This is a genomic window from Arthrobacter sp. SAFR-044, from assembly GCF_051965175.1.
GTDB lineage: Bacteria > Actinomycetota > Actinomycetes > Actinomycetales > Micrococcaceae > Arthrobacter.
On sequence record NZ_JBQCMK010000008.1, the window covers coordinates 84,563 to 107,154 of the forward strand.

The window sequence follows — 22,592 nt, forward strand, 5'->3', positions numbered from 1 at the left end:
CATCAGTCCGCCAGTTCCACCAAAACGGGAGCGTGGTCAGAGGCGCCCTTGCCCTTGCGTTCCTCGCGGTCGATCGAGGCTCCGGTGACGCGCGCAGCCAGGGCGGGGGAGGCCAGGACGAAGTCGATGCGCATGCCTTCCTTCTTGGGGAACCGCAGCTGCGTGTAGTCCCAGTAGGTGTAGACGCCGGGGCCGGGGGTGTAGGGGCGCACCACATCGGTGTAGCCGGCTGTTTCGAACGCGTGGAACGCTTCCCGCTCCGGCGGGCTGACGTGCGTGGCACGGTTCCTGATGAACAGGTCGATGTCCCAGACGTCGTCGTCGAAAGGCGCGATGTTCCAGTCGCCCATCAGGGCCACCTGCGCCTGCGGGTTGTCCGTGACCAAAGCCTGGGCGTGCGTCTTAAGGCTTTCCAGCCATTTGAGCTTGTACGGCATGTGCTCGTCGTCCAGCGAGCGGCCGTTGGGGACGTAAAGGCTCCAGATGCGGATGCCTCCGCAGGTGGCGGCCATGGCCCGGGCCTCCTGGACGGGGTCCTTGCCGGCCTTGCCGAACGACGGCTGGTCCAGGAACGTCCGTTCCACGTCCTCCAGCCCCACCCGGGAAGCGATGGCCACGCCGTTCCACTGGTTCACCCCGAAGTGGGCAATCTCGTAGCCCATCCGTTCAAAGAGCTCCCACGGGAAGTTGTCGTCCTTGCATTTGGTCTCCTGGATGGCAAGGACGTCGCAGTCGCTGCGCTGGAGCCAGGCCTCAACACGGTCGGCACGGGCGCGGAGCGAATTCACATTCCAGGTAGCTATCTTCACGGTTCCTAACTTACCTTGGCCGCCGCTTACGGGGTAAAGCCCCGGGCAGGCGCGCCAGCGCCGCGGTGTGGTTGGTCCCGGGCAGCAGGCGGCGGGTATATTCGCAGCAGAATGACCTGGATCACACGGCCGGCCACCATGCGAAGGAGCACCAGCCGATGACGGCAGCCACGGGCAACACAACGGACAGCGCGGCAGGAAACGGAACCGCGGAAGTACTCTTTGACCGCCGCGGCCGGCTCGGCGTCATCACCCTCAACCGGCCGCGGGCCGTCAATGCGCTCACCGCGGGAATGGTGGACCTGCTCCTGCGGCACCTCACCGCGTGGGCAACGGACGACGGCGTGGCCGCCGTCCTGGTGCAGGGCGCCGGGGAGCGGGGCCTGTGCGCGGGCGGGGACATCGTGGCCATCTACCGGGACATGCTGCACGGCGGAACCCAGACCGCTGACTTCTGGCAGACCGAGTACCGCGTGAACTCTCTCATCGCCCGGTACCCCAAGCCATACATCGCCCTCATGGACGGGCTGGTCCTTGGCGGCGGGGTGGGTATCTCGGCGCACGGGAACGTCCGCGTGGTCACCGAACGGACCAGGATGGGGATGCCGGAAACCACCATCGGGTTCGCACCCGACGTCGGCGGCACCTTCCTGCTGTCCCGCGCACCAGGCCAGACGGGAACCCATGCCGCCCTGACCGGGGCACACCTTGACGCGGGCGATGCCTTGTTCCTGGGCCTTGCCGACCATTACGTCCCGTCGCACGCGCTGCCCCGGCTGGTGGCGGCGCTTGAGGACGAAGGCCCCGAAGCCGCCGTCGCCCGCTGCGCCGGACAGCCTCCTGCCTCGGCACTGGCCGGGCAGCGGGACTGGATCGATGCCTGCTACGCCAGCGACGATGCCGGGGACATTGTTGCCCGGCTCCGGGCCTGGACCGGGCCCGGCCGGGAAGATGCCACGGAAGCGGCGGACACCATCGAAGCCAAGTCACCCACCTCGGTCAAGGTCACCTTGGCGTCCCTGCGCCGGGCAGCAAACCTGACCCTTGATGAGGCCCTGGCCCAGGAGTACCGGGCAGGAATCCGCTTCCTGGCCGGGCCCGATTTCCGGGAAGGTATCCGCGCCCAGGTGGTGGACAAGGACAGGAACCCGCAGTGGAAGCCGGCCACGCTGGCCGAGGTCCTGCAAGGGCGGGTGGACGGGTTCTTCCAGCCGCTGGACGGCGGGGAACTGGACCTGCAACCCGGGCCGGATTTGGAAGCGAAGGAGGCGGACCATGCCTGACAACAGCAGCGTGGCCTTCCTGGGCCTGGGACACATGGGCGGTCCCATGGCCCTGAACCTAGTCCGTGCCGGTTACCGGGTGGCAGGGTTCGATGTGGTGCCAGCAGCCATGGACGCGGCGCAGGCGCAAGGCGTGGCGGTGGCGGCCAGCGCGGCGGAAGCCGTGGCGGGCGCCGACGTGGTGCTGACCATGTTCCGCAGCGGCCAGGAGGTCCTGGACGCTTACCGGGGCCGCGCTGGACATGCCGGACAGCCGGGGCTGCTGGCTGCCACGCAGCCCGGAACCATGTTCCTGGACTGCTCCACCATCAATGTGGATGAGGCCCGGGAAGCCTCCCGCCTGGCCATCGAAGCAGGCCACCGTTCCGTTGACGCCCCCGTTTCCGGCGGCGTGGTGGGAGCCGAGGCAGGCACGCTGACCTTCATGGCCGGCGGTGAGGTGGAGGACTTCGAGGCAGTGCGGCCGCTCCTGGAGGTCATGGGTAAGCGGGTGGTGCACTGCGGCGGCCACGGAGCAGGCCAGGCCGCCAAGATCTGCAACAACATGATCCTGGGCGTCTCGATGATCGCCGTCAGCGAGGCATTCGTCCTCGGGGAAAAGCTGGGCCTGACGCACCAGGCCCTGTTCGACGTCGCCTCCGCCGCGTCAGGGCAGTGCTGGGCGCTGACCACCAACTGCCCCGTGCCCGGGCCGGTCCCCACCAGCCCGGCCAACAGGGACTACCAGCCGGGCTTCGCCGCGGCCCTCATGGCCAAGGACCTCAACCTTGCCGTCAACGCGCTCGACAGTACCGGGGTGGCGGGACAGATGGGAGCGCTCGCCGCCCGGATCTACGATAGGTTTGCCGCGGAGGGCGGTGCGGGCCGCGACTTCTCCGCCATCATCACGGACATCCGCGGCGCATCGGAGCGGCAGGGCGGGGACAGGCCCGCAGGGGAGGACGCCGAGGCGGAGAGACCGGCCGGGCACAGAGCCACAACAGCACACGACGACGGGAGTCCGGAATGACGGAGTACGCCAACATCCTGGTGGAGCAGCAGGGCAGGGTAGGGCTGGTGACCCTCAACAGGCCCTCGGCACTGAACGCGCTGAACAAGGCCACCATGGAAGAACTGGTGGCCGCCGTGACCGCCATGGATTCCGATCCGGGCGTCGGCGCCGTCGTGATCACCGGCTCCGGCAAGGCCTTCGCTGCGGGCGCCGACATCAAGGAGATGGCGGACCAGGGCTACATGGACATGTACGTGGCGGACTGGTTCCGGGGCTGGGAAGACTTCACCCGCCTGCGGATCCCCACCATTGCCGCGGTGTCCGGCTTCGCCCTGGGCGGCGGCTGCGAACTGGCCATGATGTGCGACCTGATCATCGCCGGCGACAACGCCAAGTTCGGGCAGCCGGAAATCAACCTTGGCGTGCTCCCCGGCATGGGTGGCTCGCAGCGCCTCACCCGGGCTGTGGGGAAGGCCAAGGCCATGGACATGATCCTCACCGGCAGGTTCATCGACGCGGAGGAAGCGGACCGGTGCGGGCTGGTGTCCCGGATGGTTCCGGCGGCAGACGTGGTGTCCGAGGCCCTCAAGGTAGCCGGCCTGATCGCCGCAAAATCAAAGCCGGTGGCCATGGCGGCGAAGGAAGCAGTGAACGCTGCCTTCGAAACCGGACTGGCCCAGGGGGTGGTATTCGAACGGCGGCTGTTCCACTCCCTGTTCGCCACGGAGGACCAGAAGGAAGGCATGGCGGCGTTCACCGAAAAGCGCCAGCCGGACTTCAAACACCGGTAGCCCGCCACATACAGCCGTGCCGTGCGCGGCCGGCGCGGTCCCGCATCCCGCGGCCCCCGTAAGGTAGACAGCGCGGGCCAGCACGCGGCCGCGGCACGCAGCGGAACGGGATAAGCGTATGTGGACAGTCATGACCGGTGCAGCCAGCCCCACCGAAGGGCTCACGGGAATCGTGGGCTTTGCGGCGAGGGCCATTGACGCGCTGGGCGAGTGGGGCGTGGGGGCGTTTACACTGGCGGAGACGGTGGTGCCTCCCATCCCCAGCGAGGTGATCCTGCCGCTGGCCGGCTATCTTGCCAAGCAGGGGTCCCTGAATCTTTTCCTGGTCTTTGCCACCAGCACCGTTGGCGCATACCTGGGGGCACTGTTGCTTTATTCGCTGGGTGCGAAACTGGGGCTGGAACGGTCCATCCGCTGGTTGTCAAAACTCCCGCTGGTGGACCGTGAAGACTTCAAGCATGCTGCACACTGGTTCCGGCGGCACGGCAGGTCATCCATTTTCTTCGGCCGCCTGCTGCCCGGGGTCCGGAGCCTGATCTCCCTCCCCGCGGGCGCGGCGGCCATGCCGCTGGCAACATTCACCCTCTTCACCCTTGCCGGCAGCGGGCTGTGGAACGGCGCCCTCATTGGGCTGGGCTACCTCCTGGGTACCCAGTACCGGCTCATAGAGGAATACTCCAGGTTCCTGAACTACGCCGTCTACGGTGCATTGGCCGTTGCGGTGGTGCTGCTCGTCATCCGGCGGACCAAGCGGGCCAAGGCACAGCGGGAAGACTCAACGCCGTAGGGCGGCTTCTGCGCTTGTCCTAGAGGTGCTTCTCCACGAAGCTGAGCAGTGCGGCCCGGACGAAGCGCGCCCCCTCCGCCCCGCCGTAATTGGCGGCAAAGCGTGGGTCTTCGACATACATGTCCGCCAGCCCGGTGATGTATGCCCGGACATCCCCGCGGCTTTTGGCTGCAGGTGTTCCGGGGATGGACTTCAACCACGCTACATGGCGCCCTGCCAGCTCCCGGGCTTCCGGCCCGTCCGCCGCAACGCCGGCACCCGCAGCGGCTGTCCAGTCCCGGGCAAGGCTTTCCGCAAGGGACTTCCACTCCCGCTTTTCCGCGGCCGCCATGCCGCGCCACCACGCATCGGATGCGGCATAGGCGTCCTTACCCCAACGTTCCTCAACTTCGTCCTTGTACTGGGTGTGGTCAAAGCCCTGGAACATGTCCTCTGCCATTAGCTGGCCTCCTGCCTTCACTGTTTCTATTGTTTTCCGGACGGACTCCGCCTGCAGGGCCAGCCGCTGCTGCTCCTGGACGAGCCAGTCCAGGTGGCGGCTGAGCCCGGTGACGGGGTCGGCCTGGCGTTGGAGGAACTCCGCGATGGCCGGCAGGCCCAGGCCCAGTTCCCGCAGCAACAGGATGCGCTGCAGCTGGAGGAGGGCGTCGCCGTCGTAGTAGCGGTAGCCATTGTGGCCTACCCGGCTCGGCTTCAGCAGGCCGATATCGTCGTAGTGCCGGAGCGTGCGGCTGGTGGTGCCGGCGATCCTGGCCACGTCCTGGATGGACCAGTCCCTGCTGCCGGTGTCGGAGAAATCCTGCATGCTGCGAGCCTAGGGGTTGACGCAGCGTCAAGGTCAAGGGCGCAGTCAAGGTCAACGGTGCGGGATGGTCATCCTACCCGGCGGCCGTGGGGCCTCCGGTGCCGTGCCTGGGCCACCAGGCGCGTGAACGCGAAAACAAAGATGGCCTCGATGAGCAGCATGAGGCCCAGCAGCAACCACTGCTGCCGGCTGATGAAGACGATGCATCCGGTCAGGGCCAGGATGGTTCCCAGGGCCAGCGCATAAATGGCGAAGCCGACGGCCACCCGGGCGCTGCGTACCCCGGTCCGGAAGCCGAAGCCGTGAGGCTCCCCGCCGGGCTGTCCAGGGACGCGGTCCGGCGCCGCGGGACCCAGGGAGTCGAATTCCTCCCACGGATCCCTGTCATGGTCCTGTCGAGTCATGAATCAATTATCCCAAATGCGGAAAGCCAAAGAGCTGCCGCACAAAACAGCGGCTCCTCCAACTGATGTTGGAGGAGCCGCTGGATGGGGTTCCGGCATCTGCCGGAGGCCGCCGAAGACTTAGAGCGGGCGGATGTTCTCTGCCTGCGGGCCCTTGGGACCCTGGGTCACATCGAATTCGACCTTCTGGTTCTCGTCCAGTGAGCGGTAGCCGCTGGAGGCGATTGCCGAGTAGTGGGCGAATACGTCAGCGGACCCGTCATCGGGGGCAATGAAGCCAAAACCCTTTTCGGCGTTGAACCATTTAACTGTGCCTGTTGCCATGGCTGCATTCCTTCATGTGACTCTGATTCTCTCCCCGGGAATCGTCCCGGAGTGTGCGGGAGTTAGTCCCCCACAGACCCCAACGTACGGGGCGCAGGCTCCGGGTGCAAGGGTATGCGCCATAAAGTGCCCTCAACGCATGCCCTCGCGCCGGATCGCGGTGGCGATGGCGGCCGCCCTGGTGTCCACCCCGAGCTTGGCGTAGATGTGCGCCAAATGGGTTTTGACCGTGGCCTCGGAGATAAAGAGCCGCCGGCCGAGTTCGCGGTTGCTGAGGCCCTCGGTGAGGAGGCCCAACAGCTCGGCCTCCCGTGGCGTCAGGACTTCGTCGGGATTGCGGAGCTGCTGGAACAGCCGGGATGCCACCGGCGGGCTCATCACGCTCCTGCCCACTGCCGCCCCCCTGATGGCGGCAAAAATCTCCTCGGGTGCGGCGTCCTTCAACAGGTAGCCCATGGCGCCGGCATCCACGGCCCGGACGATATCGGCGTCAGAGTCGTACGTGGTGAACACCAGGATGGCCTGCCGGCCGTTGAGGTCCCTGATCCGCCTGATCGCTTCGAGCCCGTCCATGCCCGGTCCCATGGCAAGGTCCATCACCACCACCGAGGGGGAGAAAGCCTGGGCCAGTTGCACGGCATCCTCGCCGGACGCGGCTTCGGCCACCACTTCGATGTCGGGCTCCGTGCTTAGCAGTGCGCGCAGCCCGCTCCTGACCACCAGGTGGTCGTCCACCAGCAGGACGGTGATGCTGTTCATGTGCCCGCCTCCACCGGCAGCTGCGCCGCCACGATTGTTCCGTCGCCGGGGGCGCTCTGCAGGGAGAATGTTCCGCCCAGCTGCTCCACCCGCTGCCGCATGGCGCGCAGCCCATAGCCTCCCGCGTGCGACGGCGGAGCTGCCGCGGCCGGATCGAAGCCGGCGCCGTCGTCGTAAATGTCCAAGGTCACGGCGTCCGGCAGGAAGCCCAGCGTCACGGTGGCTGCCGACGCCGAAGCGTGGAGCAGGATGTTCGACGCCGCGCTTTGCACGACGCGCAGCAAGGCGTGGCGAACGTCAGGGGAGACCGGCCGCAGCTCACCGGTCACCAGCAGCGTAGCCCCGGGAACGTACTGGCGGGCGGTGGCCAGCAGTGCCTCGGGCAATGGAACCGATTCCAAACCGGGCGAGGCCAGCTCGTGGACCAGGCTCCGGGTCTCCGCCAGGTTCTCACGGAGCAGGCTGGTGGCCTGGAGAAGGCCGTCACGGGCTGCTGCGCTGGGCCATCCGCGGGCGGCGGCCTCCAGCAGGAGCAGGCTGCTGGCGAGCCCCTGGGTGACAGTGTCGTGGATTTCCCGCGAAACCCGCTCCCGTTCGGCAATGGTGCCCGCCCGGCGCCCTCACCGGCGACCGCTTGCGCTGGCCCGGTGTGTTCGGTGGTGTCTCTGGCGGGCATGCTGGATCCGGATCTGGTGGCGGGAAGTGCTGCCTTCCATGCTAGGCCTCACGGCCTCTCCGGTGCCTCAGCCTTTTGGCTGATACGGCTGGCCTTTCGTCGGAGCCAGGACCAGACGAAGGCCCGATGGCATGGGCCGTTCTTCCCGGAAACATGGAAACCGGCAACTCGATCCCTCCCCGACCTAAGGAAGTACCTTGAAGAAGTCCACCAAAGCTTTCGCCGCTGCCGCAGCCGGAGCCCTCCTGATCACTGCCGGAGCAACCGCTGCCGCCAACGCCGGCACTTCGGAAGCATCCGTCGTCGTACCTGCCGTTGATGTCCAGCCGGCTCCGGAAACCGTGGTGCAGCAAAACCGGATTGCGGCCGGTGCCTCCGCCCAGGCTGTCACTGCTGCGCTCGCAAAGTGCCAGGCCGACAAGCTGCCGTTCGTCACGGTGGCCCTGGTTGACCGCTTTGGGATGGTCCAGGCTTTGCTCCGGGGTGACAACGCCGCCGCCCACACCATCGAAGCGGCCAAGCAGAAGGCCTATACGGCGGCCGCCTTTGGCGCCCCCACCAGCGAGTTGGCCAAGCGCGCCAACGGCAACGGTCCCTCAATCGCGGACCTGCCGGGCACCCTGTTCCTGGCAGGAGGTGTGCCCCTGAAGGTCAACGGCGTTTCGGTGGCCGGGATCGGCGTCGGCGGGGCCCCTGACGGCGCCTTGGACGAAGCCTGTGCGGCGGCCGGGGCGGAAGCCATCGCCGGCGCCGCGAAATAGGCTGGCCGCATGAGGCGTGGCAGCACATCAGCGCTCATGGCTGCGGCCGCGCTGGCGATGTTCCTTGCCGCCTGCCAGGCCAGTCCCGGCGCGCCACAGGAAGTTGATACCCCACCACCAGTTGCTTCGGTCAGTCCGAGCGCCGGTGCCGGGACACCCGCGCCGCCTTCCACTGCGTCCCCACCTGCGCTTTCCCGCGCGGACCAGGAACGGCTGGACCAGGACCTTATTGCAGCCGCCAAAGCCAACAACGCCCCGTTGGTGGCCGAACTCATCGGCCGGGGTGGAAACGTCAACGCCAAGGACTCCATCCAGGACTCTGCGTTCCTTTTCGCCGGAGCTGAGGGCTTCGACGAGGTGCTGCAGTTGACGCTGGCTGCCGGGGCAGATGTTGCCAGCACCAACCGGTATGGCGGCACCGCGTTGATCCCGGCCAGCGAGCACGGACACGTCGAAACGGTAAAGATCCTCATTGCGGCCGGAGTCCCGGTCAACCATGTCAACAACCTTGGCTGGACCGCGATGCAGGAGGCCATCCTGCTTAACAACGGCGGGCCGCGCCAGCAGGAGGTGGTGCGGCTGCTGCTGGCGGCGGGCGGAGACCCCGGAGTCCGCGACCCGGAAGGCCGGACGGCGCTGCAGAACACTGAGCGGCTCGGTTTCCTGGAGATTGCGGCCGTGATCAGGGATCAGGGTTAGCCCGCTGGCTTGCCGAACCGCCGAATTCCCCCACCTTTGCGGGATAACGACGGCGGCGCACCGCACTTTTGGTGCGACGCGCCGCCGTCGGGTTTGGAAGCCGGGAAATTCAGCGGCCCCTCAACTCAGACCGCTTCCAGGACGCTGACGTAGTTGGCGATGCCAACGCCGCCCATGTTCTGCACAGCCGCCCGCCGTGGCGCCGGCAACTGCATGCCGCCCGCAGTACCGGTGAGCTGCATTGCGGCGATGACGTGCTGGGAGACGCCGGTGGCACCCACCGGGTGGCCCTTGGCTTTGAGGCCGCCGGAGACGTTGATGGGAAGCTTGCCGTCCTTGAAGACCCAGCCTTCCATTACCGCCCTGGCCCCTTGGCCGGGTTCGGCCAGGCCGATGGCCTCGTACATGAGCAACTCCGCGATGGTGAAGCAGTCGTGCACCTCGGCGAAGTCCAAGTCTTCGAGTCCGACGCCGGCCATTGCCATGGCGCGCTGCCAGGAGGCGCGGGTGGCTGCGAAAGCGGTGGGGTCCCGGCGCTCGGCCGGGAAAAAGTCGTTGGCCTGGCCGAAGCCCGCGAGCCGGACCGGGGCGGTGGTGCCGCCGGTGGGGGCGACGCTGAGCACCACTGCGGCCGCGCCGTCGGAAACGGGGGAGCAATCGGTGCGGCGCAGCGGGTCTGCCACCATGGGGTTCTTGTCCGAGACGGTCCGGCAGAACTCCTCGCCAAGGTCCTTCCGGAGCTGGGCATAGGGGTTGTCCACGCCGTTGCGGTGGTTCTTCGCCGCGATGGTGCCCAGGACGTCGGAGACGGGCCCGTACCGCTTTTCGTAGTGCTTCGCGACCTCGGCGAAAAGACCGGTGAAGCCGGTGGTGGAGGGCTTGCCGGCCATGTCGTAGTCAGCTCCGAGGAGGCCGGCGCCCACTACGTCCGCTCCGGCGTGGGTCATCTTCTCGGCGCCGACCACAAGCACGGTCCTGGCAGTGCCGGCCAGCAGCGACTTGGTGCCCTGCTGGAACGCGGCCGATCCCGATGCGCAGGCGTTTTCCACCCGTGTGGAAGGGACGTTGGCCAGGTCGGGGGAGACCTGCAGGGCCAGCGATGACGGGAACGCCAGCGGCATCATGCCCGAATTGAACTGGCCGATGTAGATCTCGTCAACCTGCCCGGGCTCGATTCCGGCATTGCCGATCGCCTCGGTGGCTACCTGGACGATCAGGGACTCGAGGGTCTCCTCCGCCAGCTTGCCGAACCGGCTGTGTCCCCAGCCGGTGAGCAGGACGTCCTTGCCGAACTGTTCCTTCAGGCTCATGCCGCCACTCCCTTGGTCTCAAGCCGCACGTCGAAGCCGGCCTCGGTCTTCTCCCGGATTTCCTCTTCGGTGACCCCCGGTGCCAGGCGGGTCAGCGTGAGCTGCCGCCCGCCGTCGTCCGTTTTGTAAAGGTCGAAGACGGCGAGGTCGCTGATGATCCGGTCCACGCAGCTGAGCCCGGTCAGCGGCAGCGTGCATTCGCGGACGATCTTTGCGGTGCTGTCCTTGGCGTTGTGCTCGGTGAGGACCACGACGCGCGGGGTCCCGGCCACCAGGTCCATGGCCCCGCCCATGCCCTTGACCATCTTGCCCGGGATGGTCCAGTTGGCCAGGTCGCCGTTGCCGGAGACCTGCATGGCTCCCAGGATGGCCACCTTGACGTGCCCGCCGCGGATCATGCCGAAGGAGGTGGCGGAGTCGAAGATGCTCCCGCCCGGCAGCACCGTGACGGTCTGCTTGCCGGCGTTGATCAGGTCCGCGTCCTCTTCGCCTTCATAGGGGAACGGGCCCATGCCCAGCAGGCCGTTCTCGCTCTGCAGGACCACCCGCACGCCTTCGGGCAGGTTGTTGGCCACCAGCGTGGGGATGCCGATCCCCAGGTTCACGTAGTCGCCGTCGTGCAGTTCCTCGGCCGCGATGGCAGCCATTTCATCCCTGGTCCATCCCATGGGGTTTCTCCTAATCTTTTTAGCTCTACTTAGTTGGTATTACCGGCGGCACGAACTCGAACGTCATGCCCAGCAGCCACGCGAGCAGCAGCACCACCGGCAGGTGGAACAGGAACTGCTGGAACGTGAAGCCCACCAGGTCGCGGGCCCGCAGGCCCAGCACCGCGAGCAGCGGGAGCATGAAGAACGGGTTGACGAGGTTGGGCAGGGCCTCGGCCATGTTGTAGATCTGCACGGTCCAGCCAAGGTTCATGTTCACGTCCGTGGCGGACTGCATGACGTAGGGCGCCTCCACGAGCCACTTTCCGCCGCCGGACGGGACGAACATGCCCAGGATGGCCGTGTAGATGGCGATGATGACGGCGAACGCCCCGTTGCCGCCGATGCTGGTGAAGAAGTGTGCCAGGTGCTCGGATACGGACAGGCCTCCGGCCCCGGTGGCCTTGGTCAGGATGGCGGCCATCGCCGCGTACAGCGGAAACTGCACCAGGATTCCTGCCGTGGCGGGGACGGCCTTGGTGACTGACTGCAGGAATTTGCGCGGGGTGCCGTGCAGCACCAGTCCCAGCATCAGGAAGACCAGCAGGTATCCGTTGAGTGAACTGACCACGCTGAGGATGGGCAGGGTCAGCAGCTGGGACACCAGCCAGCCAAGGGTCAGCACGCCGGCCAGGATGGGCAGGACCCTGCTGTATTCCAGCCATTCGCCGGGCCGGGACTTTTCGGCCGGCGGTTCAGGCTGGTCATCGAGGTCGACGCCAAGATCGGCCGCCGTCTTCACGCCGGCTCCCGTCGGGGCCGAGAAGTGCGCGATGACCGTGGTCAGGAGCATAAGGATGGCAAGGGTCACCAGGGACTGCCAGGTGAAAATGGTGGTCCCGAAGTCCAGGACGCCGGTGATCTTCAGCAGTGCCGGGGGAATGGAGGCCTTGGTCGCCTGCAGCTGGGCGGCGGAGGAAGACATGCCCAGGGCCCAGACGGCGCCCAGGCCCATGAAGGCCGCGGCGCCGAGGGCGCGGTAATCGACGTGCAGGTCCGTGCGCCGGGCCACGGCCCGCGCCAGGAGCCCGCCGAAGATCAAGCTCAGGCCCCAGTTCACGAACGAGACGGACATGGACAGGACGGCGACGAAGCTGACGGCGGAGCGTGCTGTACCGGGAACCTGTGCCAGCCGGTCGATCAGCCGGGCCACGGGCGGTGATGTTGCCACCACGTAGCCGGTCAGTACCACCATGGCCATCTGCAGGGTGAAGGCTGTGAGGTCCCAGAATCCGTTGCCGAAGGAATCCACGACAGCCTTGGGGGAGGCACCGATGGCAAGGGCCGCGATGGCCACCAGCAGCACGCCGGCCAGGGCGAAAATGTAGGCGTCCGGGAACCACTTCTGCGTCCAGCCGGCCAGCGTTTCAGCCATCCGGGCCAAACCCTTCTGGCGGACGTCCTGGTGGTTGAGCTGCGTGCTGGTCATGAGGGTGTTTCTCTCCATTGAGTGCTGTTTCAGGGGCGGGCGTGGGTTCGGTGAGGCGTGGGTTCGGTCAGGCCGGGGACAAGGCCGCTGCGCTGCCGGACGGTGCGCTGCTCGATGTCCTTGACCCGGTCCGCGGCCTGAACCAGCCGCTGGACAAAGACGCCGGGGGTGGCGATGTGGTTCGGGTCCAGGTCACCGGGCTCCACGATCACTTCCGCCTCGGCCACGGTCAGGATCCCGGCCGTGGCCACCACCGGGTTGAAGTTGCGGGCCGTGAAGCGGTAGATAAGGTTGCCGTCCGTGTCTGCCGTGTGGGCATGGACCAGTGCGACGTCGGCGCGGATGGCGCGCTCCTGGACGTACGTTTCGCCGTCGAACACCTCGTGCGGCTTGCCTTCGGCAACCAGGGTGCCCACACCGGTCTTGGTGTAGAAGGCCGGGATTCCGGCGCCGCCGGCGCGGAGGCGCTCAGCCAGGGTGCCCTGCGGGGTGAACTCCACCTCCAGCTTGCCGGCGAGGTACTGCTCGGCGAACAGCTTGTTTTCGCCAACATAGGAGGCGATCACTTTGCGGACCTGGCCCGCCTCGATGAGGATGCCCAGCCCTTTGCCGTCCACGCCCATGTTGTTGGAAACCACGGTGAGGTCCCGCACGCCGGAGTCCCGGACGGCTTCGATCAGGTCGGCCGGGATGCCACTCAGGCCAAACCCGCCGACGGCGAGGGTGATGCCGTCCTGCAGGGCCCCGTCCAGGGCTGTGGCGGCAGAAGCCTGGAGTTTCTTCATGACGTCTCCTCGTTGAGCGCGGGAGTCCACTTAGTGGACGCTTGGGATCTGAGTTTGGAGACTACGGGCGCCTGTCGGAACGTGTCAAGAATCACGGGCGCATGCCTTACAGTATGGACAGTAGGGTGTAAAGCATCCATATTATGGACAAAAGGGGAAGTGATGGCATCGACGCCGGTGCAGGGCGCCCAGGTGGTGGCACGGATCGCTGAACTGCTGCGGCTGGTGGGCCGCAGCGCGGAGGGGATGCCCCTCGCCGTCGTGGTCCGGGAATCAGGCCTCACCCGCCCGACGGTCCACCGGCTCCTGACATCGCTCGCCGCGGAGGGCCTGCTGGACCACGATCCCGTTACGGGCAATTGGGTCCTGGGCCCTGAAATCCTCCTGATGGGATCGGTGGCCTCGGCACGGTTTCCCATGGAGGACATCGCCCGGCCCAGCTTGCGCCGGCTTGCCCAGGCCACGGGGGAGAGCGCTTTCTTCTCCATCCGCCGAGGCAATGAGACGGTGTGCCTCCTGCGCGAGGAGGGCAGCTTCCCTGTCCGGTCCTTTGTCCTGCACGAGGGCGTCCGCTTCCCGCTCGGGGTTGCATCGGCCGGGACAGCCATCCTGGCCTTCCTGCCAAAGAATGAGCAGGAGGAGTTGCTGGGCCGGTGGCCGGAGCATGCGGGCGCCTTCGCGGTGAACCACACTGTTGACCTGGTCCGGAGGAACCTTGCCCGCACCAGGCTGGCCGGTTATTCGGTGAACCCAGGGCTTGTCCTGGAGGGAAGCTGGGGGATGGGCGCTGCGGTGTTCGACCGTTCCGGACGGCCGGCCTGGGCGTTGTCACTGACCGGCATCGAGCCGCGGTTCAAGGCCGAACGGCAGGAGGAGCTGGGTGGCCTGCTGATGGCGGAGGCGCACCGGATTACGCAGCAGCTGGGCGGAGGGGCCGACGGCGGGCGCCGGACACGCTAAGCCCCCACGGCTTTGCCGGGACACGACGACGGCGGGCCGCGCTTTTTCGGCGCGGCCCGCCGTCGTACTCCCCGAAGGTGGGGAAAATCAGCAGAAGGCCGGGGGCTACAGGCCCGCGCGGGGCTCCACGGGACCTTCGCCCTTCCACCAGGTGTCAAAGATGGTCACCGGCACGGTGCGCTTGTGGCGGGTCCGGAGGTACTTCTGTTCAATCGACTCGGCAACGGCGCCCGGAACATCGCGGCCTTCAAGGTAATCGTCGATCTGGTCGTAGCTGATGCCCAGCTCGTCCTCGTCCGTGCGGCCGGGCCGGTCATCGAGCAGGTCGGCGGTGGGCACTTTCTCCCAGACGCGCGCGGGGGCTCCCAGTTCAGCCAGCAGGGCCCTGTTCTGGCGCTTGTTGAGGCCGAACAGGGGAAGGACGTCAGCGCCGCCGTCGCCGTACTTGGTGAAGAAGCCCGTGACGGACTCGGCGCCGTGGTCGGTGCCGAGCACCAGGTAGTTGAACTCGCCGGCCAGCGCATACTGGGCGATCATCCGGGTGCGGGCCTTGGTGTTTCCCTTGTGGAAGTCGGAGATCTCCGAGCCCACGGTTTTCTCGAACTCGTCCTCGAAGCCGTCCACCGCTGCCGAGATGTTGAACGTCCATTCGGTCTTGGCCTTGATGAAGTCCAGTGCAGCCTGGGCGTCTTCCTCATCGTGCTGCACGCCGTAGGGCAGGCGGACTGCAACGAAGTTGGCCTCTACGCCCTCGGCTTCAAGTTCATCAACCGCCAACTGGGCAAGCTTTCCTGCGAGCGAGGAATCAAGTCCGCCGGAGATGCCCAGGACAAATCCCTTGGTGTGGGTGGCCTTCAAGTATTCCTTGAGGAATGTGACGCGCTTGCGCACCTCCCCTGCGGGATCGATCCGGGGCTGGACGCCCATTTCTTCAATGATCTTGGCCTGGAGTTCGCGCATGTTCTCCAGCCTAGCCAGCGCTGTCAACAACCCTCAACTGTTCCCGGCCGGCCCTGCGCGGCGTAGCTTAAGTGCATGGAGCGGACGGGATGTGCCGTGGTGGGCGGGGGCCCGGCAGGAATGATGCTGGGGCTGCTGCTGGCACGGGCCGGAGTGCACGTGGCAGTCCTGGAAAAGCACCGTGATTTCCTGCGGGATTTCCGTGGTGACACCGTGCATGCGTCCACCATTCGGCTGATCGACGAGCTGGGGCTGGGGGCCGGATTCCGGGCCCTGCCGCAGAGCCGGCTGAGCAACGTCGCCGTCCCGGTCCCCGGAACGGGGCTGGTCACGCTTGCGGCTTTTGACTCCCTGAAGCCCCCGTACAACTACGTGGCCATGATGCCCCAGTGGGACTTCCTGGATTTCCTCGCCTCGGCCGCCGCCGTGGAACCGACGTTCACCCTGCTCATGGAAACGGAGGCCACCGGCTTGGAGTTCGACGGCGAACGCGTCACCGGGGTGCGCTACCGGTCCACCGCCGGTGGCGCGGAGAGCCCGGAACAGGTGCTGCACGCCGACGTCGTGGTGGCCGCGGACGGCAGGCATTCAGTCCTGCGGGATGCAGCCGGGATGCGGGCGAAGGAGTACCCGGTGCCCTTCGACACCTGGTGGTTCAAAATCCCGCGCCACGCCTCCGAGCAGGGCGAGGTTGCCGGGGTGGTCCCCGCCCTGGGGGACCGGGATGCCCTGATCGCCCTCAACCGCACCGACTACTACCAGATGGGCTATCTGGCCCCCAAGGGCTCGGATGCCAAAATCCGGGAAGGCGGCGTGGAACGGTTCCGCCAGCGGGTGGCAGCACTCCGCCCGGACCTCGCCGACCGTGTTGATTCGATCCGCAGCCTGGCGGACCTGCACTGGCTGGATGTCAGGCTGAACCGGCTGCGGCGCTGGTACACCGATGGTTTCCTGTGCATCGGGGATGCGGCACACGCGATGTCGCCCGCGGGCGGTGTGGGCATCAACCTGGCCATCCAGGATGCAGTGGCGGCCGCGGAACGCCTGGCCCCTGATTTGCGCCAAGGGCACGTACGGACCAGGACCCTTGCTTCCATCCAGCGCCGCCGCAGCCTGCCAACGGTGGTGGTCCAGGCCGTCCAGCGGGTCATGCACCGGGTTGTGTTCGTTCCGCTCTTCGCGGGGACATTGTCCGGGGGCAAGCTGGCCAGCATGGGCGCCGGGAATCCGTTCTCCCTCCAGCGCCTGCTCTTCTTCATCCTGCGCCACAACCCCGTGGTCAGGCGTGTGCTGCCCCGGGTCATTGCCATCGGGCCGCGTCCCGAGCACGCGCCAGGCTTCGCCCGCCCGCTCACCGTCCCGCCACCCACTAAACTTGGGGCCATGACTTCGCCCACTGACACTGCGGTAGACACCGCGGCTGCCCGCGCCCGACTGCTCGAACTGATCAAGGAACTCGCCGTTGTCCGCGGCAAGGTGATCCTCTCCAGCGGAGCCGAGGCCGATTACTACATCGACCTGCGCCGCATCACCCTGCACCACGAGGCGTCCAAGCTGGTGGGCCAGGTCATGCTGGCACTGGCGGACGACGCCGGCATCGACTTCGAGTGCGCCGGCGGCCTCACCATGGGTGCCGACCCCGTTGGCACTGCGGTAATGCACGCTGCCGCTGACGCCGGCCGGACCGTTGACGCGTTCGTGGTCCGGAAGGCCCAGAAGTCTTACGGCATGGGCCGCCAGGTGGAGGGCCCGTCCGTTGAAGGCCGAAAGGTGCTGGTTTTGGAGGACACGTCCACCACGGGCGGGTCCGCGCTGACCGCGGTGGAGGGCGTCCGGAAGGCGGGCGGCAACGTCGTGGCAGTGGCTGTGATCGTGGACCGCGATACCGGCGCCAAGGAAAAGATCGAAGCCGAAACCGGCGTTCCCTACCTGTTCGCGTTCGGCAAGGACGAGCTGGGCCTGGCTTAAGCAGCTCGGGGCCGGCCGCAGGGGCCGGCCCCGGAATGTATCGGGGCCGGTGTTTGGCCGGCCACTGAAGGCTGCTTTATGATATGCGTTAACACTTTTTAGTTGCTTGGAGACCCTGCACTTTGCTCCCCCCACAACAGCCTTTGAGCGCAACCGATCAGGTCCAGAACCTCATCCTGGAAAGCGCCGATTTCGAGGCCTTCCTCAACGAGTTGGCCCGCTTCTCTGCGCACCAGATGGCAGGCGACGGCGACGACGCCCTGTGCGGCATCACGCTGCTCCGCGACCGCAAGGCGGCAACCATCGGCTGGAGCAGCGAGTCGGCGCGGGAAGTGGATGAAATCCAGTACTCCCTTGCCAAAGGGCCATGCCTGTCCGCGGCAAAGGAAGAGCGCGAAGTCTACGTCCCGGATCTCTTGCAGGAGCACCGGTGGGGCCCGGACTACGCCGCTGCGGTTGCCTCCCACGGCTTGCGTTCGGTGCTTTCCCTGCCGTTCAACCTGCAGGGGGAAGCCAAGGCCGCGCTGAACCTCTACTCCGACGCCCCGCACAAGTTTGACGGCCGGGCGGCGGACAGGGCGCGGGACTTCACGCGTGAGATTTCCGAAGCGCTGCGGCTGGCTGTCCGGTTCTCGCTGCACGCAGACAGTGCATCGAACCTTCGGGCGACACTTGAGTCGCGGACCATCATCGATATCGCGATCGGCATCGTCATGGCGCAGAACCGGTGCAGCCAGGAAGCCGCCGTCCAAATCCTTACCGAGGCGTCCAGCAACAGCAACACCAAACTGCGGGACATTGCCAAATCGTTGGTGGATTCTGTGGGCGGCGCCGGTGCGCGTACCCATTACCAGGAACCGCGCAAAGTCAGCCAGGGTCCGCGTTCCTGAACGGCAGGTTGTGCAGGGACGCAGGGAGAGTTACGCTTGCGGAGGTTGAGCCGTCGGCCATAGAACCTCTTTTGGAGTACCTATGGACCGCGCGCTAGACGCACTCGTTAACCTTGATGTCCCCGCTGACATTGTCCGGATTGAAGTCCGGGGATCCCTTCACCACCACTCCCGCGCTGAACTGGTCCACATCATCCGCCGCGTCCGGAGGATGGGCATCCGCTGCCGTATCTGCGTCGATCTTTCACAGGCTGAGCTTGTTGAGTCCTGCGCACTGGCCGGGCTGCGGAGCGATCTCAACGCCATGGACACCACGTCCCTGCCGGGCTTTCCGGCTGCCGGGGTGTCGCTTCAGCTCACGCCCGCAGTGCACGACCGGGCAGTACGGGACGCTTCCAGCCGACGGCCGCTCCTGATGGACGATGACATCAGGGAGCTTTTCCCCGGTGGCGAGTACGCAGGAGAATACCCGCAATTGCCGGTCATGTGGATTGAAGAGCTCTACGGCCGTCCGCTGACCGAATACACGGACCAGGAACTGCTGTACGCCAGTGACTCCGCCTTTGCCCTGCTGGACACCCCGGAGGCACCCGACGGCGCTGACCTGCTGGGCCGTTACAACGACATCGGCTTGGAAATCCTTCGCCGCCGGCAGGAACCGCAGGCGCCCTTCCCGGCGACGGAAGGACAGGCCGCCAGCTGACCCCCGGGCCACCGACCCCTTACGGCCGCACATTGCGGCGCGACGTTTGGGTGGGCTTACGGTAGGACTGTGCCGTATGAGGGGGAGGTCAGTCCGCAGAACCGGCGCGGGGTCTCTGATGCCCGTCTGCTGGTGGAAGCGGCTGCCCTGAAACGCTTCTCGCGGCGCACGTTCCTGGCAGGTGCCGGCGCGTCCGGGCTGTTGGCCGCGGACATGCTGATGACCCGTGAAGTGCAGTCGCAGCGCCGCACCACCAGGATCCTGACTGTTGCGGACGACTTCGCCGATGCCTACTACCCGGACGCCAGTTGGTTCCTGTTCCCGGGGTATAAAACCAGCTGGGAAGAGGCGCAGTGGATCCTGAACACGCTTAGGGGTTCGCTGAACAAGCGCGCCCGGCTTGCCGCCGTCGGGTATTCCAACCTTGGCCTGAACATCACCGAGGTGGTCAAGGCGATCACCGACTACATCGCCGCTGAGAAGATCACCAAGCTCTTCTTTTACGGGCACAGTTTCGGCGGCATGCTCGCCACCCAGGTGGCCGCCCGGCTCCTGGCCTTGCAGAACGTCCAGGTGCAGTTCATCCTCCTGGACTCCAGCCCCTACAGCGCCCACGACGTCCTGGACCAAAGCTGGTTCGACGGCGTGGTGTTCCTCTACGAGAGCGGCGTCAGGTTCCCCTCCACCCTGCGCGGAGGCTACGAACTGGGGGAGCGGATCATCCACAAGGACGAACGGAGCTGGCGGCAGATCCTGAACCAGACGCTGGAACAGCTGTCACCGATCGCCCCGTCCAATGTCCTGGTCCAAACGGAGTCCGCCTATATCTACCACTTCGAGGGAAGCCAGTTCGCCGGCCATCTTGGCACCGCCAAGATGGCCTACATCGGCAACCCCAAGGACGGGACCGTGGACTACGAGACCGCGGCCGAAACCTGGGCCGTGGTGTTCAAGGACAACATGGTCTCCAGCAACCTGCAGACCACCGGGGCGGCGCCCGCCCACGCCAGCCCCGGCTGGAACCCGCAGGTCTACCGGCCGCTGGTGACGGAACTGCTGGACGAATACTTCCCGCTGCCCCGGGGCGGCTCCAGGGTCAGTATCTTCTAGATCTGGTTCTTCAGGTCCGCCACGGAGTTCAGCACCTGGTTGGGCCGGAACGGGTACGCTGCGATGTCGTCCTTGTGGGTGATGCCGCTGAGGACCAGGACGGTGTGCAGGCCGGCCTCCATGCCCGCGATGATGTCCGTGTCCATCCGGTCTCCGATCATGGCGGTGGTCTCGGAATGGGCATCGATCTGGTTCATGGCACTGCGGAACATCATGGGGTTCGGCTTGCCCACAATGTACGGCTCACGCCCCGTGGCTTTGGTGATCAGGGCCGCGATGGCTCCGGTGGCCGGCATGGGCCCGTCCTTGGACGGGCCGGTGGCGTCCGGGTTGGTTGCGATGAACCGGGCTCCGGCGAGGATCAGGCGGATGGCAGTGGTGATTGCCTCGAACGAGTACGTGCGCGTCTCGCCGAGCACCACGAAGTCCGGGTTCTGGTCGGTGAGGATGAAACCTGCCTCGTGCAGCGCCGTCGTCAGCCCTGCCTCGCCGATGGTGTAGGCGCGGTTGCCCGACTCCGAACCACCGGCAGACACCTGGTCCTTCAGGAACTGGGCCGTGGCCAGGGCGGAGGTCCAGATGTTCTCCTCGGGGATCTCCAGCCCGGAAGCGCGCAGGCGGGCGGCGAGGTCGCGCGGCGTGAAAATGGAGTTGTTGGTCAGCACCAGGAAGCGCCTGGACGTATCCACCCAGCGCTGGATCAGCTCCGCCGCACCGGGGATGGGCTGGTTTTCGTGCACCAGGACGCCGTCCATGTCCGTCAGCCAGCACTCAATCTCCTGGCCGCTCCGGTATACCGCCGGGTTGCCTGCTACCTGGTCCTCGTCTGCCATGCCCTGCCTCCGCCTGTGATGTTTGCCCAGAAGAGTCCAGTCTAGTGTTGAAGGGTGAACCAAACGCCCGGCATGACAGACGAACCCGACCACCAGCCCGGGGAGGCCGACCCCGCAAAGGCGGAGGTCGGCGTCGGGCCCTGGGAAGGGGAACTGCCGGAAGGCGACCATTGGGACCCTGACCTCCTGGCCGACGGCGACCGGCGCAATGTCCTGGACAAATACCGGTACTGGAAGCACGAGGCCATCGTGGCGGAGCTGGATTCGCGGCGGCACAACTTCCACGTGGCCATCGAAAACTGGCAGCACGACCTGAACATCGGCACCGTGGTGCGCACCGCCAACGCCTTCCTCGCCAAAGAGGTGCACATCATCGGCCGACGGCGGTGGAACCGGCGCGGCGCCATGGTCACCGACCGCTACCAGCATGTCCGCCACCACCCCACTGTTGAGGACTTCGTCCAGTGGGCGCAGGGGGAGGGGCTGGCGATCATCGGAATCGATATTTTCCCGGACTCTGTGCCCCTGGAAACGTACGAACTGCCGCGGGACTGCGTGCTGGTCTTCGGGCAGGAGGGGCCCGGCCTGACGCCCGAGGTCCATGACGCCGCCGTCGCCACCCTGTCAATCGAGCAATTCGGTTCCACGCGCTCCATCAATGCCGCCTCCGCCGCGGCGATCGCCATGCACGCCTGGATCCGGCGGCACGTCTTCAACCAGCACGTGTCCTGACCCGCGAGATGGCATTTGACGGCAGTCGCCGAGGCGATGATTGCCGTCAAATGCCACCTCGCGGGTCCCTCGTGCGCTTTACCTGTGGATAACCTCTCCCGGGCCTGTCCTGCGCGTCAGAATGGGGCATGCGCAGGGCCAGCCTTCCAGAACATTTGATGACGGGGTCTTTCTCCCTCCGGGCTTCCGACAAAGCCGGAGTCACCCGTACGCGAACGGCGGCGAAGGACCTGGTGACCGTCTCAAGGGGCGTCCGGGTGCCGGTCCACTCAGGTGCCAACCGGGCAGCGGCTTTGCGCGCCTACACCGACCTTGATGACACCTCCGTCCTCGCATCCCTGTCCGCCGCGCACGTGTGGGGAGTACCGCTGCCGTCCGGTTGCGGCGGCGACTGGAGGATCCACCTGGCCCGGCGGCGGGGATCCAGTTTCCCCCGCCGCTCCAACGTCGTGGGCCACCTGCTGTCTTTCCTGCCGGACGAGGTAGTGGAGTACGACGGCGTCAGGGTCACCTCGCCTGCCCGGACCTGGCTGGATCTGGCCTCGGGGTTGGCGGTTCAGGACCTTGTGGCCGCAGGAGATTATTTAGCCTGCTCCCATGGGGACGGCTTTCCCCGTCCGAGGGCGGCGTTGTGCAGCACTGACGAACTCCGGGACATCATCAGCAGGCATCGGGGCATGCGGGGCATAAAGACAGCGCGGGAAGCGATCGAACTGGTGCGCGTAGGCGCCGACTCCGCTCCGGAAACACACATGCGGTTGGCGCTGATTGACGCCCACCTGCCCGAACCAGTGCTGAACCACGTCCTGATTGATCAGTGGGGGGTTCCACAACTCTGGCCCGACGCTGCCTATCCGCAGTTTGGCATTGCCCTCCAGTACGACGGCGGCCACCATGCGGAGGAAGAGCAGTACCAGCGGGACATCGAACGCCAGGACCGGACCCTGGCGCTGGGCTGGCTTGAAGTACGCGTGGGCAAGCAACACCTCGAAGGTGACCGGCCCGCCGTCGTGCGTAAGGTGCGGGAGGCACTGCAGAGCCGCGGCTGGACCCGAGATGGCAGATGAGGGCAATCCCTGGCCGCAACACTGCCGCGAACTGCCATCCCGCGGGGGG

24 protein-coding genes and 2 pseudogenes are annotated in these 22,592 nt (G+C 66.6%); 14 read left to right on the top strand and 12 right to left on the bottom strand.

What is annotated here, in order from left to right:
• Positions 1-2: 2 nt before the first annotated feature.
• Entirely contained in the window at positions 3-809 is an 807-nt protein-coding gene (locus ACTHQS_RS13610) for an exodeoxyribonuclease III (RefSeq protein WP_440169796.1), read from the bottom strand.
• A gap of 158 nt (positions 810-967) precedes the next feature.
• Here ACTHQS_RS13610 and ACTHQS_RS13615 point away from each other — a divergent pair, with 158 nt between their 5' ends.
• The 4 genes from ACTHQS_RS13615 to ACTHQS_RS13630 all read left to right on the top strand — a co-directional run bounded on the left by ACTHQS_RS13615 (position 968) and on the right by ACTHQS_RS13630 (position 4,661).
• A complete protein-coding gene (locus ACTHQS_RS13615; RefSeq protein WP_440169799.1) occupies positions 968-2,092 on the top strand; it encodes an enoyl-CoA hydratase/isomerase family protein in 1,125 nt (374 codons plus the stop codon).
• Positions 2,085-3,101 (top strand): 3-hydroxyisobutyrate dehydrogenase, encoded by a 1,017-nt coding sequence (gene mmsB / locus ACTHQS_RS13620; protein WP_440169801.1) that lies wholly within the window; start codon positions 2,085-2,087, stop codon positions 3,099-3,101. Before ACTHQS_RS13615 ends, mmsB begins: the two co-directional genes overlap by 8 nt.
• A complete protein-coding gene (locus ACTHQS_RS13625; protein WP_440169803.1) occupies positions 3,098-3,874 on the top strand; it encodes an enoyl-CoA hydratase in 777 nt (258 codons plus the stop codon). Before mmsB ends, ACTHQS_RS13625 begins: the two co-directional genes overlap by 4 nt.
• Positions 3,875-3,992: 118 nt before the next feature.
• On the top strand, positions 3,993-4,661 hold the full coding sequence (locus tag ACTHQS_RS13630) for a DedA family protein (protein WP_440169805.1): 669 nt from the start codon (positions 3,993-3,995) through the stop codon (positions 4,659-4,661).
• Positions 4,662-4,680: 19 nt separating this feature from the next.
• On the opposite strand, the gene ACTHQS_RS13635 is transcribed toward ACTHQS_RS13630, so the two are convergent.
• The 5 genes and pseudogenes from ACTHQS_RS13635 to ACTHQS_RS13655 form a co-directional block, all read right to left on the bottom strand.
• On the bottom strand, positions 4,681-5,466 hold the full coding sequence (locus ACTHQS_RS13635; protein ID WP_440169807.1) for a MerR family transcriptional regulator: 786 nt from the start codon (positions 5,464-5,466) through the stop codon (positions 4,681-4,683).
• 68 nt (positions 5,467-5,534) lie between these two features.
• A complete protein-coding gene (locus ACTHQS_RS13640) occupies positions 5,535-5,870 on the bottom strand; it encodes a hypothetical protein (protein ID WP_440169809.1) in 336 nt (111 codons plus the stop codon).
• A 120-nt stretch (positions 5,871-5,990) separates the two neighbouring features.
• Positions 5,991-6,194, bottom strand: a complete 204-nt coding sequence (locus ACTHQS_RS13645; protein WP_013599688.1) for a cold-shock protein — start codon at positions 6,192-6,194, stop codon at positions 5,991-5,993.
• A 132-nt stretch (positions 6,195-6,326) separates the two neighbouring features.
• Positions 6,327-6,953: a response regulator gene (locus ACTHQS_RS13650; RefSeq protein WP_440169814.1), complete on the bottom strand. Its 627-nt coding sequence runs from the start codon at positions 6,951-6,953 to the stop codon at positions 6,327-6,329.
• Positions 6,950-7,570, bottom strand: a pseudogene (locus ACTHQS_RS13655) (sensor histidine kinase); the annotation flags it as partial. The gene ACTHQS_RS13650 and the pseudogene ACTHQS_RS13655, both read right to left, overlap by 4 nt.
• A gap of 256 nt (positions 7,571-7,826) precedes the next feature.
• Between ACTHQS_RS13655 and ACTHQS_RS13660 the strand changes: the two are divergent.
• Both ACTHQS_RS13660 and ACTHQS_RS13665 read left to right on the top strand, forming a co-directional pair.
• Entirely contained in the window at positions 7,827-8,390 is a 564-nt protein-coding gene (locus ACTHQS_RS13660; protein WP_440169817.1) for a GlcG/HbpS family heme-binding protein, read from the top strand.
• 9 nt (positions 8,391-8,399) lie between these two features.
• Complete coding sequence (locus tag ACTHQS_RS13665; RefSeq protein ID WP_440169819.1) at positions 8,400-9,089, top strand: ankyrin repeat domain-containing protein; 690 nt, start codon at positions 8,400-8,402, stop codon at positions 9,087-9,089.
• Between the two features lie 125 nt (positions 9,090-9,214).
• On the opposite strand, the gene ACTHQS_RS13670 is transcribed toward ACTHQS_RS13665, so the two are convergent.
• From ACTHQS_RS13670 to ACTHQS_RS13685, 4 genes are read right to left on the bottom strand one after another with little or no spacing between them, the layout of a single operon-like run.
• Complete coding sequence (locus ACTHQS_RS13670) at positions 9,215-10,399, bottom strand: acetyl-CoA acetyltransferase (protein WP_440169821.1); 1,185 nt, start codon at positions 10,397-10,399, stop codon at positions 9,215-9,217.
• A complete protein-coding gene (locus tag ACTHQS_RS13675) occupies positions 10,396-11,067 on the bottom strand; it encodes a CoA transferase subunit B (RefSeq protein WP_440169823.1) in 672 nt (223 codons plus the stop codon). The genes ACTHQS_RS13670 and ACTHQS_RS13675 overlap by 4 nt, the downstream gene beginning before the upstream one ends.
• Before the next feature lie 25 nt (positions 11,068-11,092).
• Entirely contained in the window at positions 11,093-12,535 is a 1,443-nt protein-coding gene (locus ACTHQS_RS13680; protein WP_440169825.1) for a short-chain fatty acid transporter, read from the bottom strand.
• A 29-nt stretch (positions 12,536-12,564) separates the two neighbouring features.
• Positions 12,565-13,320 carry a CoA transferase subunit A gene (locus ACTHQS_RS13685; protein ID WP_440169827.1) on the bottom strand — a complete coding sequence of 252 codons (756 nt, stop codon included), beginning with the start codon at positions 13,318-13,320 and terminating at the stop codon, positions 12,565-12,567.
• Positions 13,321-13,482: 162 nt separating this feature from the next.
• Here ACTHQS_RS13685 and ACTHQS_RS13690 point away from each other — a divergent pair, with 162 nt between their 5' ends.
• Positions 13,483-14,280 (top strand): IclR family transcriptional regulator, encoded by a 798-nt coding sequence (locus ACTHQS_RS13690; RefSeq protein WP_440169830.1) that lies wholly within the window; start codon positions 13,483-13,485, stop codon positions 14,278-14,280.
• A gap of 105 nt (positions 14,281-14,385) precedes the next feature.
• On the opposite strand, the gene nadE is transcribed toward ACTHQS_RS13690, so the two are convergent.
• Positions 14,386-15,240, bottom strand: a complete 855-nt coding sequence (nadE, locus tag ACTHQS_RS13695) for an ammonia-dependent NAD(+) synthetase (protein WP_440169832.1) — start codon at positions 15,238-15,240, stop codon at positions 14,386-14,388.
• 75 nt (positions 15,241-15,315) lie between these two features.
• On the opposite strand from nadE, the pseudogene ACTHQS_RS13700 reads away from it, so the two are divergent.
• From ACTHQS_RS13700 to ACTHQS_RS13720, 5 genes and pseudogenes are all read left to right on the top strand, one after another.
• A pseudogene (locus ACTHQS_RS13700) lies at positions 15,316-16,575 on the top strand (FAD-dependent oxidoreductase); the annotation flags it as partial.
• A 48-nt stretch (positions 16,576-16,623) separates the two neighbouring features.
• The gene (pyrE, locus tag ACTHQS_RS13705) at positions 16,624-17,208 is read left to right on the top strand and encodes an orotate phosphoribosyltransferase (protein WP_440170132.1); all 585 of its coding nucleotides are present in this window, start codon (positions 16,624-16,626) and stop codon (positions 17,206-17,208) included.
• Between the two features lie 143 nt (positions 17,209-17,351).
• Positions 17,352-18,098, top strand: a complete 747-nt coding sequence (locus tag ACTHQS_RS13710; protein WP_440169835.1) for a GAF and ANTAR domain-containing protein — start codon at positions 17,352-17,354, stop codon at positions 18,096-18,098.
• 82 nt (positions 18,099-18,180) lie between these two features.
• A complete protein-coding gene (locus tag ACTHQS_RS13715) occupies positions 18,181-18,801 on the top strand; it encodes a hypothetical protein (RefSeq protein ID WP_440169838.1) in 621 nt (206 codons plus the stop codon).
• Between the two features lie 69 nt (positions 18,802-18,870).
• On the top strand, positions 18,871-19,911 hold the full coding sequence (locus tag ACTHQS_RS13720) for an alpha/beta hydrolase (RefSeq protein ID WP_440169840.1): 1,041 nt from the start codon (positions 18,871-18,873) through the stop codon (positions 19,909-19,911).
• Here ACTHQS_RS13720 and ACTHQS_RS13725 read toward each other — a convergent pair.
• The gene (locus ACTHQS_RS13725) at positions 19,908-20,744 is read right to left on the bottom strand and encodes an HAD-IIA family hydrolase (RefSeq protein ID WP_440169842.1); all 837 of its coding nucleotides are present in this window, start codon (positions 20,742-20,744) and stop codon (positions 19,908-19,910) included. The genes ACTHQS_RS13720 and ACTHQS_RS13725 overlap by 4 nt on opposite strands.
• A gap of 72 nt (positions 20,745-20,816) precedes the next feature.
• Here ACTHQS_RS13725 and ACTHQS_RS13730 point away from each other — a divergent pair, with 72 nt between their 5' ends.
• Both ACTHQS_RS13730 and ACTHQS_RS13735 read left to right on the top strand, forming a co-directional pair.
• Positions 20,817-21,476 carry a TrmH family RNA methyltransferase gene (locus ACTHQS_RS13730; protein ID WP_440169845.1) on the top strand — a complete coding sequence of 220 codons (660 nt, stop codon included), beginning with the start codon at positions 20,817-20,819 and terminating at the stop codon, positions 21,474-21,476.
• A gap of 233 nt (positions 21,477-21,709) precedes the next feature.
• Complete coding sequence (locus ACTHQS_RS13735) at positions 21,710-22,543, top strand: hypothetical protein (protein ID WP_440169848.1); 834 nt, start codon at positions 21,710-21,712, stop codon at positions 22,541-22,543.
• Positions 22,544-22,592: the final 49 nt, after the last annotated feature.

Excerpts from the sequence above, each read along its gene's own strand:
- ACTHQS_RS13615 (WP_440169799.1), top strand. The coding sequence starts at position 968 with ATGACGGCAGCCACGGGCAACACAACGGACAGCGCGGCAGGAAACGGA.
- mmsB (WP_440169801.1), top strand. The coding sequence starts at position 2,085 with ATGCCTGACAACAGCAGCGTGGCCTTCCTGGGCCTGGGACACATGGGC.
- ACTHQS_RS13625 (WP_440169803.1), top strand. The coding sequence starts at position 3,098 with ATGACGGAGTACGCCAACATCCTGGTGGAGCAGCAGGGCAGGGTAGGG.
- ACTHQS_RS13630 (WP_440169805.1), top strand. The coding sequence starts at position 3,993 with ATGTGGACAGTCATGACCGGTGCAGCCAGCCCCACCGAAGGGCTCACG.
- ACTHQS_RS13635 (WP_440169807.1), bottom strand. The coding sequence starts at position 5,466 with ATGCAGGATTTCTCCGACACCGGCAGCAGGGACTGGTCCATCCAGGAC.
- ACTHQS_RS13640 (WP_440169809.1), bottom strand. The coding sequence starts at position 5,870 with ATGACTCGACAGGACCATGACAGGGATCCGTGGGAGGAATTCGACTCC.
- ACTHQS_RS13645 (WP_013599688.1), bottom strand. The coding sequence starts at position 6,194 with ATGGCAACAGGCACAGTTAAATGGTTCAACGCCGAAAAGGGTTTTGGC.
- ACTHQS_RS13650 (WP_440169814.1), bottom strand. The coding sequence starts at position 6,953 with ATGAACAGCATCACCGTCCTGCTGGTGGACGACCACCTGGTGGTCAGG.
- ACTHQS_RS13665 (WP_440169819.1), top strand. The coding sequence starts at position 8,400 with ATGAGGCGTGGCAGCACATCAGCGCTCATGGCTGCGGCCGCGCTGGCG.
- ACTHQS_RS13670 (WP_440169821.1), bottom strand. The coding sequence starts at position 10,399 with ATGAGCCTGAAGGAACAGTTCGGCAAGGACGTCCTGCTCACCGGCTGG.
- ACTHQS_RS13675 (WP_440169823.1), bottom strand. The coding sequence starts at position 11,067 with ATGGGATGGACCAGGGATGAAATGGCTGCCATCGCGGCCGAGGAACTG.
- ACTHQS_RS13680 (WP_440169825.1), bottom strand. The coding sequence starts at position 12,535 with ATGACCAGCACGCAGCTCAACCACCAGGACGTCCGCCAGAAGGGTTTG.
- ACTHQS_RS13685 (WP_440169827.1), bottom strand. The coding sequence starts at position 13,320 with ATGAAGAAACTCCAGGCTTCTGCCGCCACAGCCCTGGACGGGGCCCTG.
- ACTHQS_RS13690 (WP_440169830.1), top strand. The coding sequence starts at position 13,483 with ATGGCATCGACGCCGGTGCAGGGCGCCCAGGTGGTGGCACGGATCGCT.
- nadE (WP_440169832.1), bottom strand. The coding sequence starts at position 15,240 with ATGCGCGAACTCCAGGCCAAGATCATTGAAGAAATGGGCGTCCAGCCC.
- pyrE (WP_440170132.1), top strand. The coding sequence starts at position 16,624 with ATGACTTCGCCCACTGACACTGCGGTAGACACCGCGGCTGCCCGCGCC.
- ACTHQS_RS13715 (WP_440169838.1), top strand. The coding sequence starts at position 18,181 with ATGGACCGCGCGCTAGACGCACTCGTTAACCTTGATGTCCCCGCTGAC.
- ACTHQS_RS13725 (WP_440169842.1), bottom strand. The coding sequence starts at position 20,744 with ATGGCAGACGAGGACCAGGTAGCAGGCAACCCGGCGGTATACCGGAGC.
- ACTHQS_RS13730 (WP_440169845.1), top strand. The coding sequence starts at position 20,817 with ATGACAGACGAACCCGACCACCAGCCCGGGGAGGCCGACCCCGCAAAG.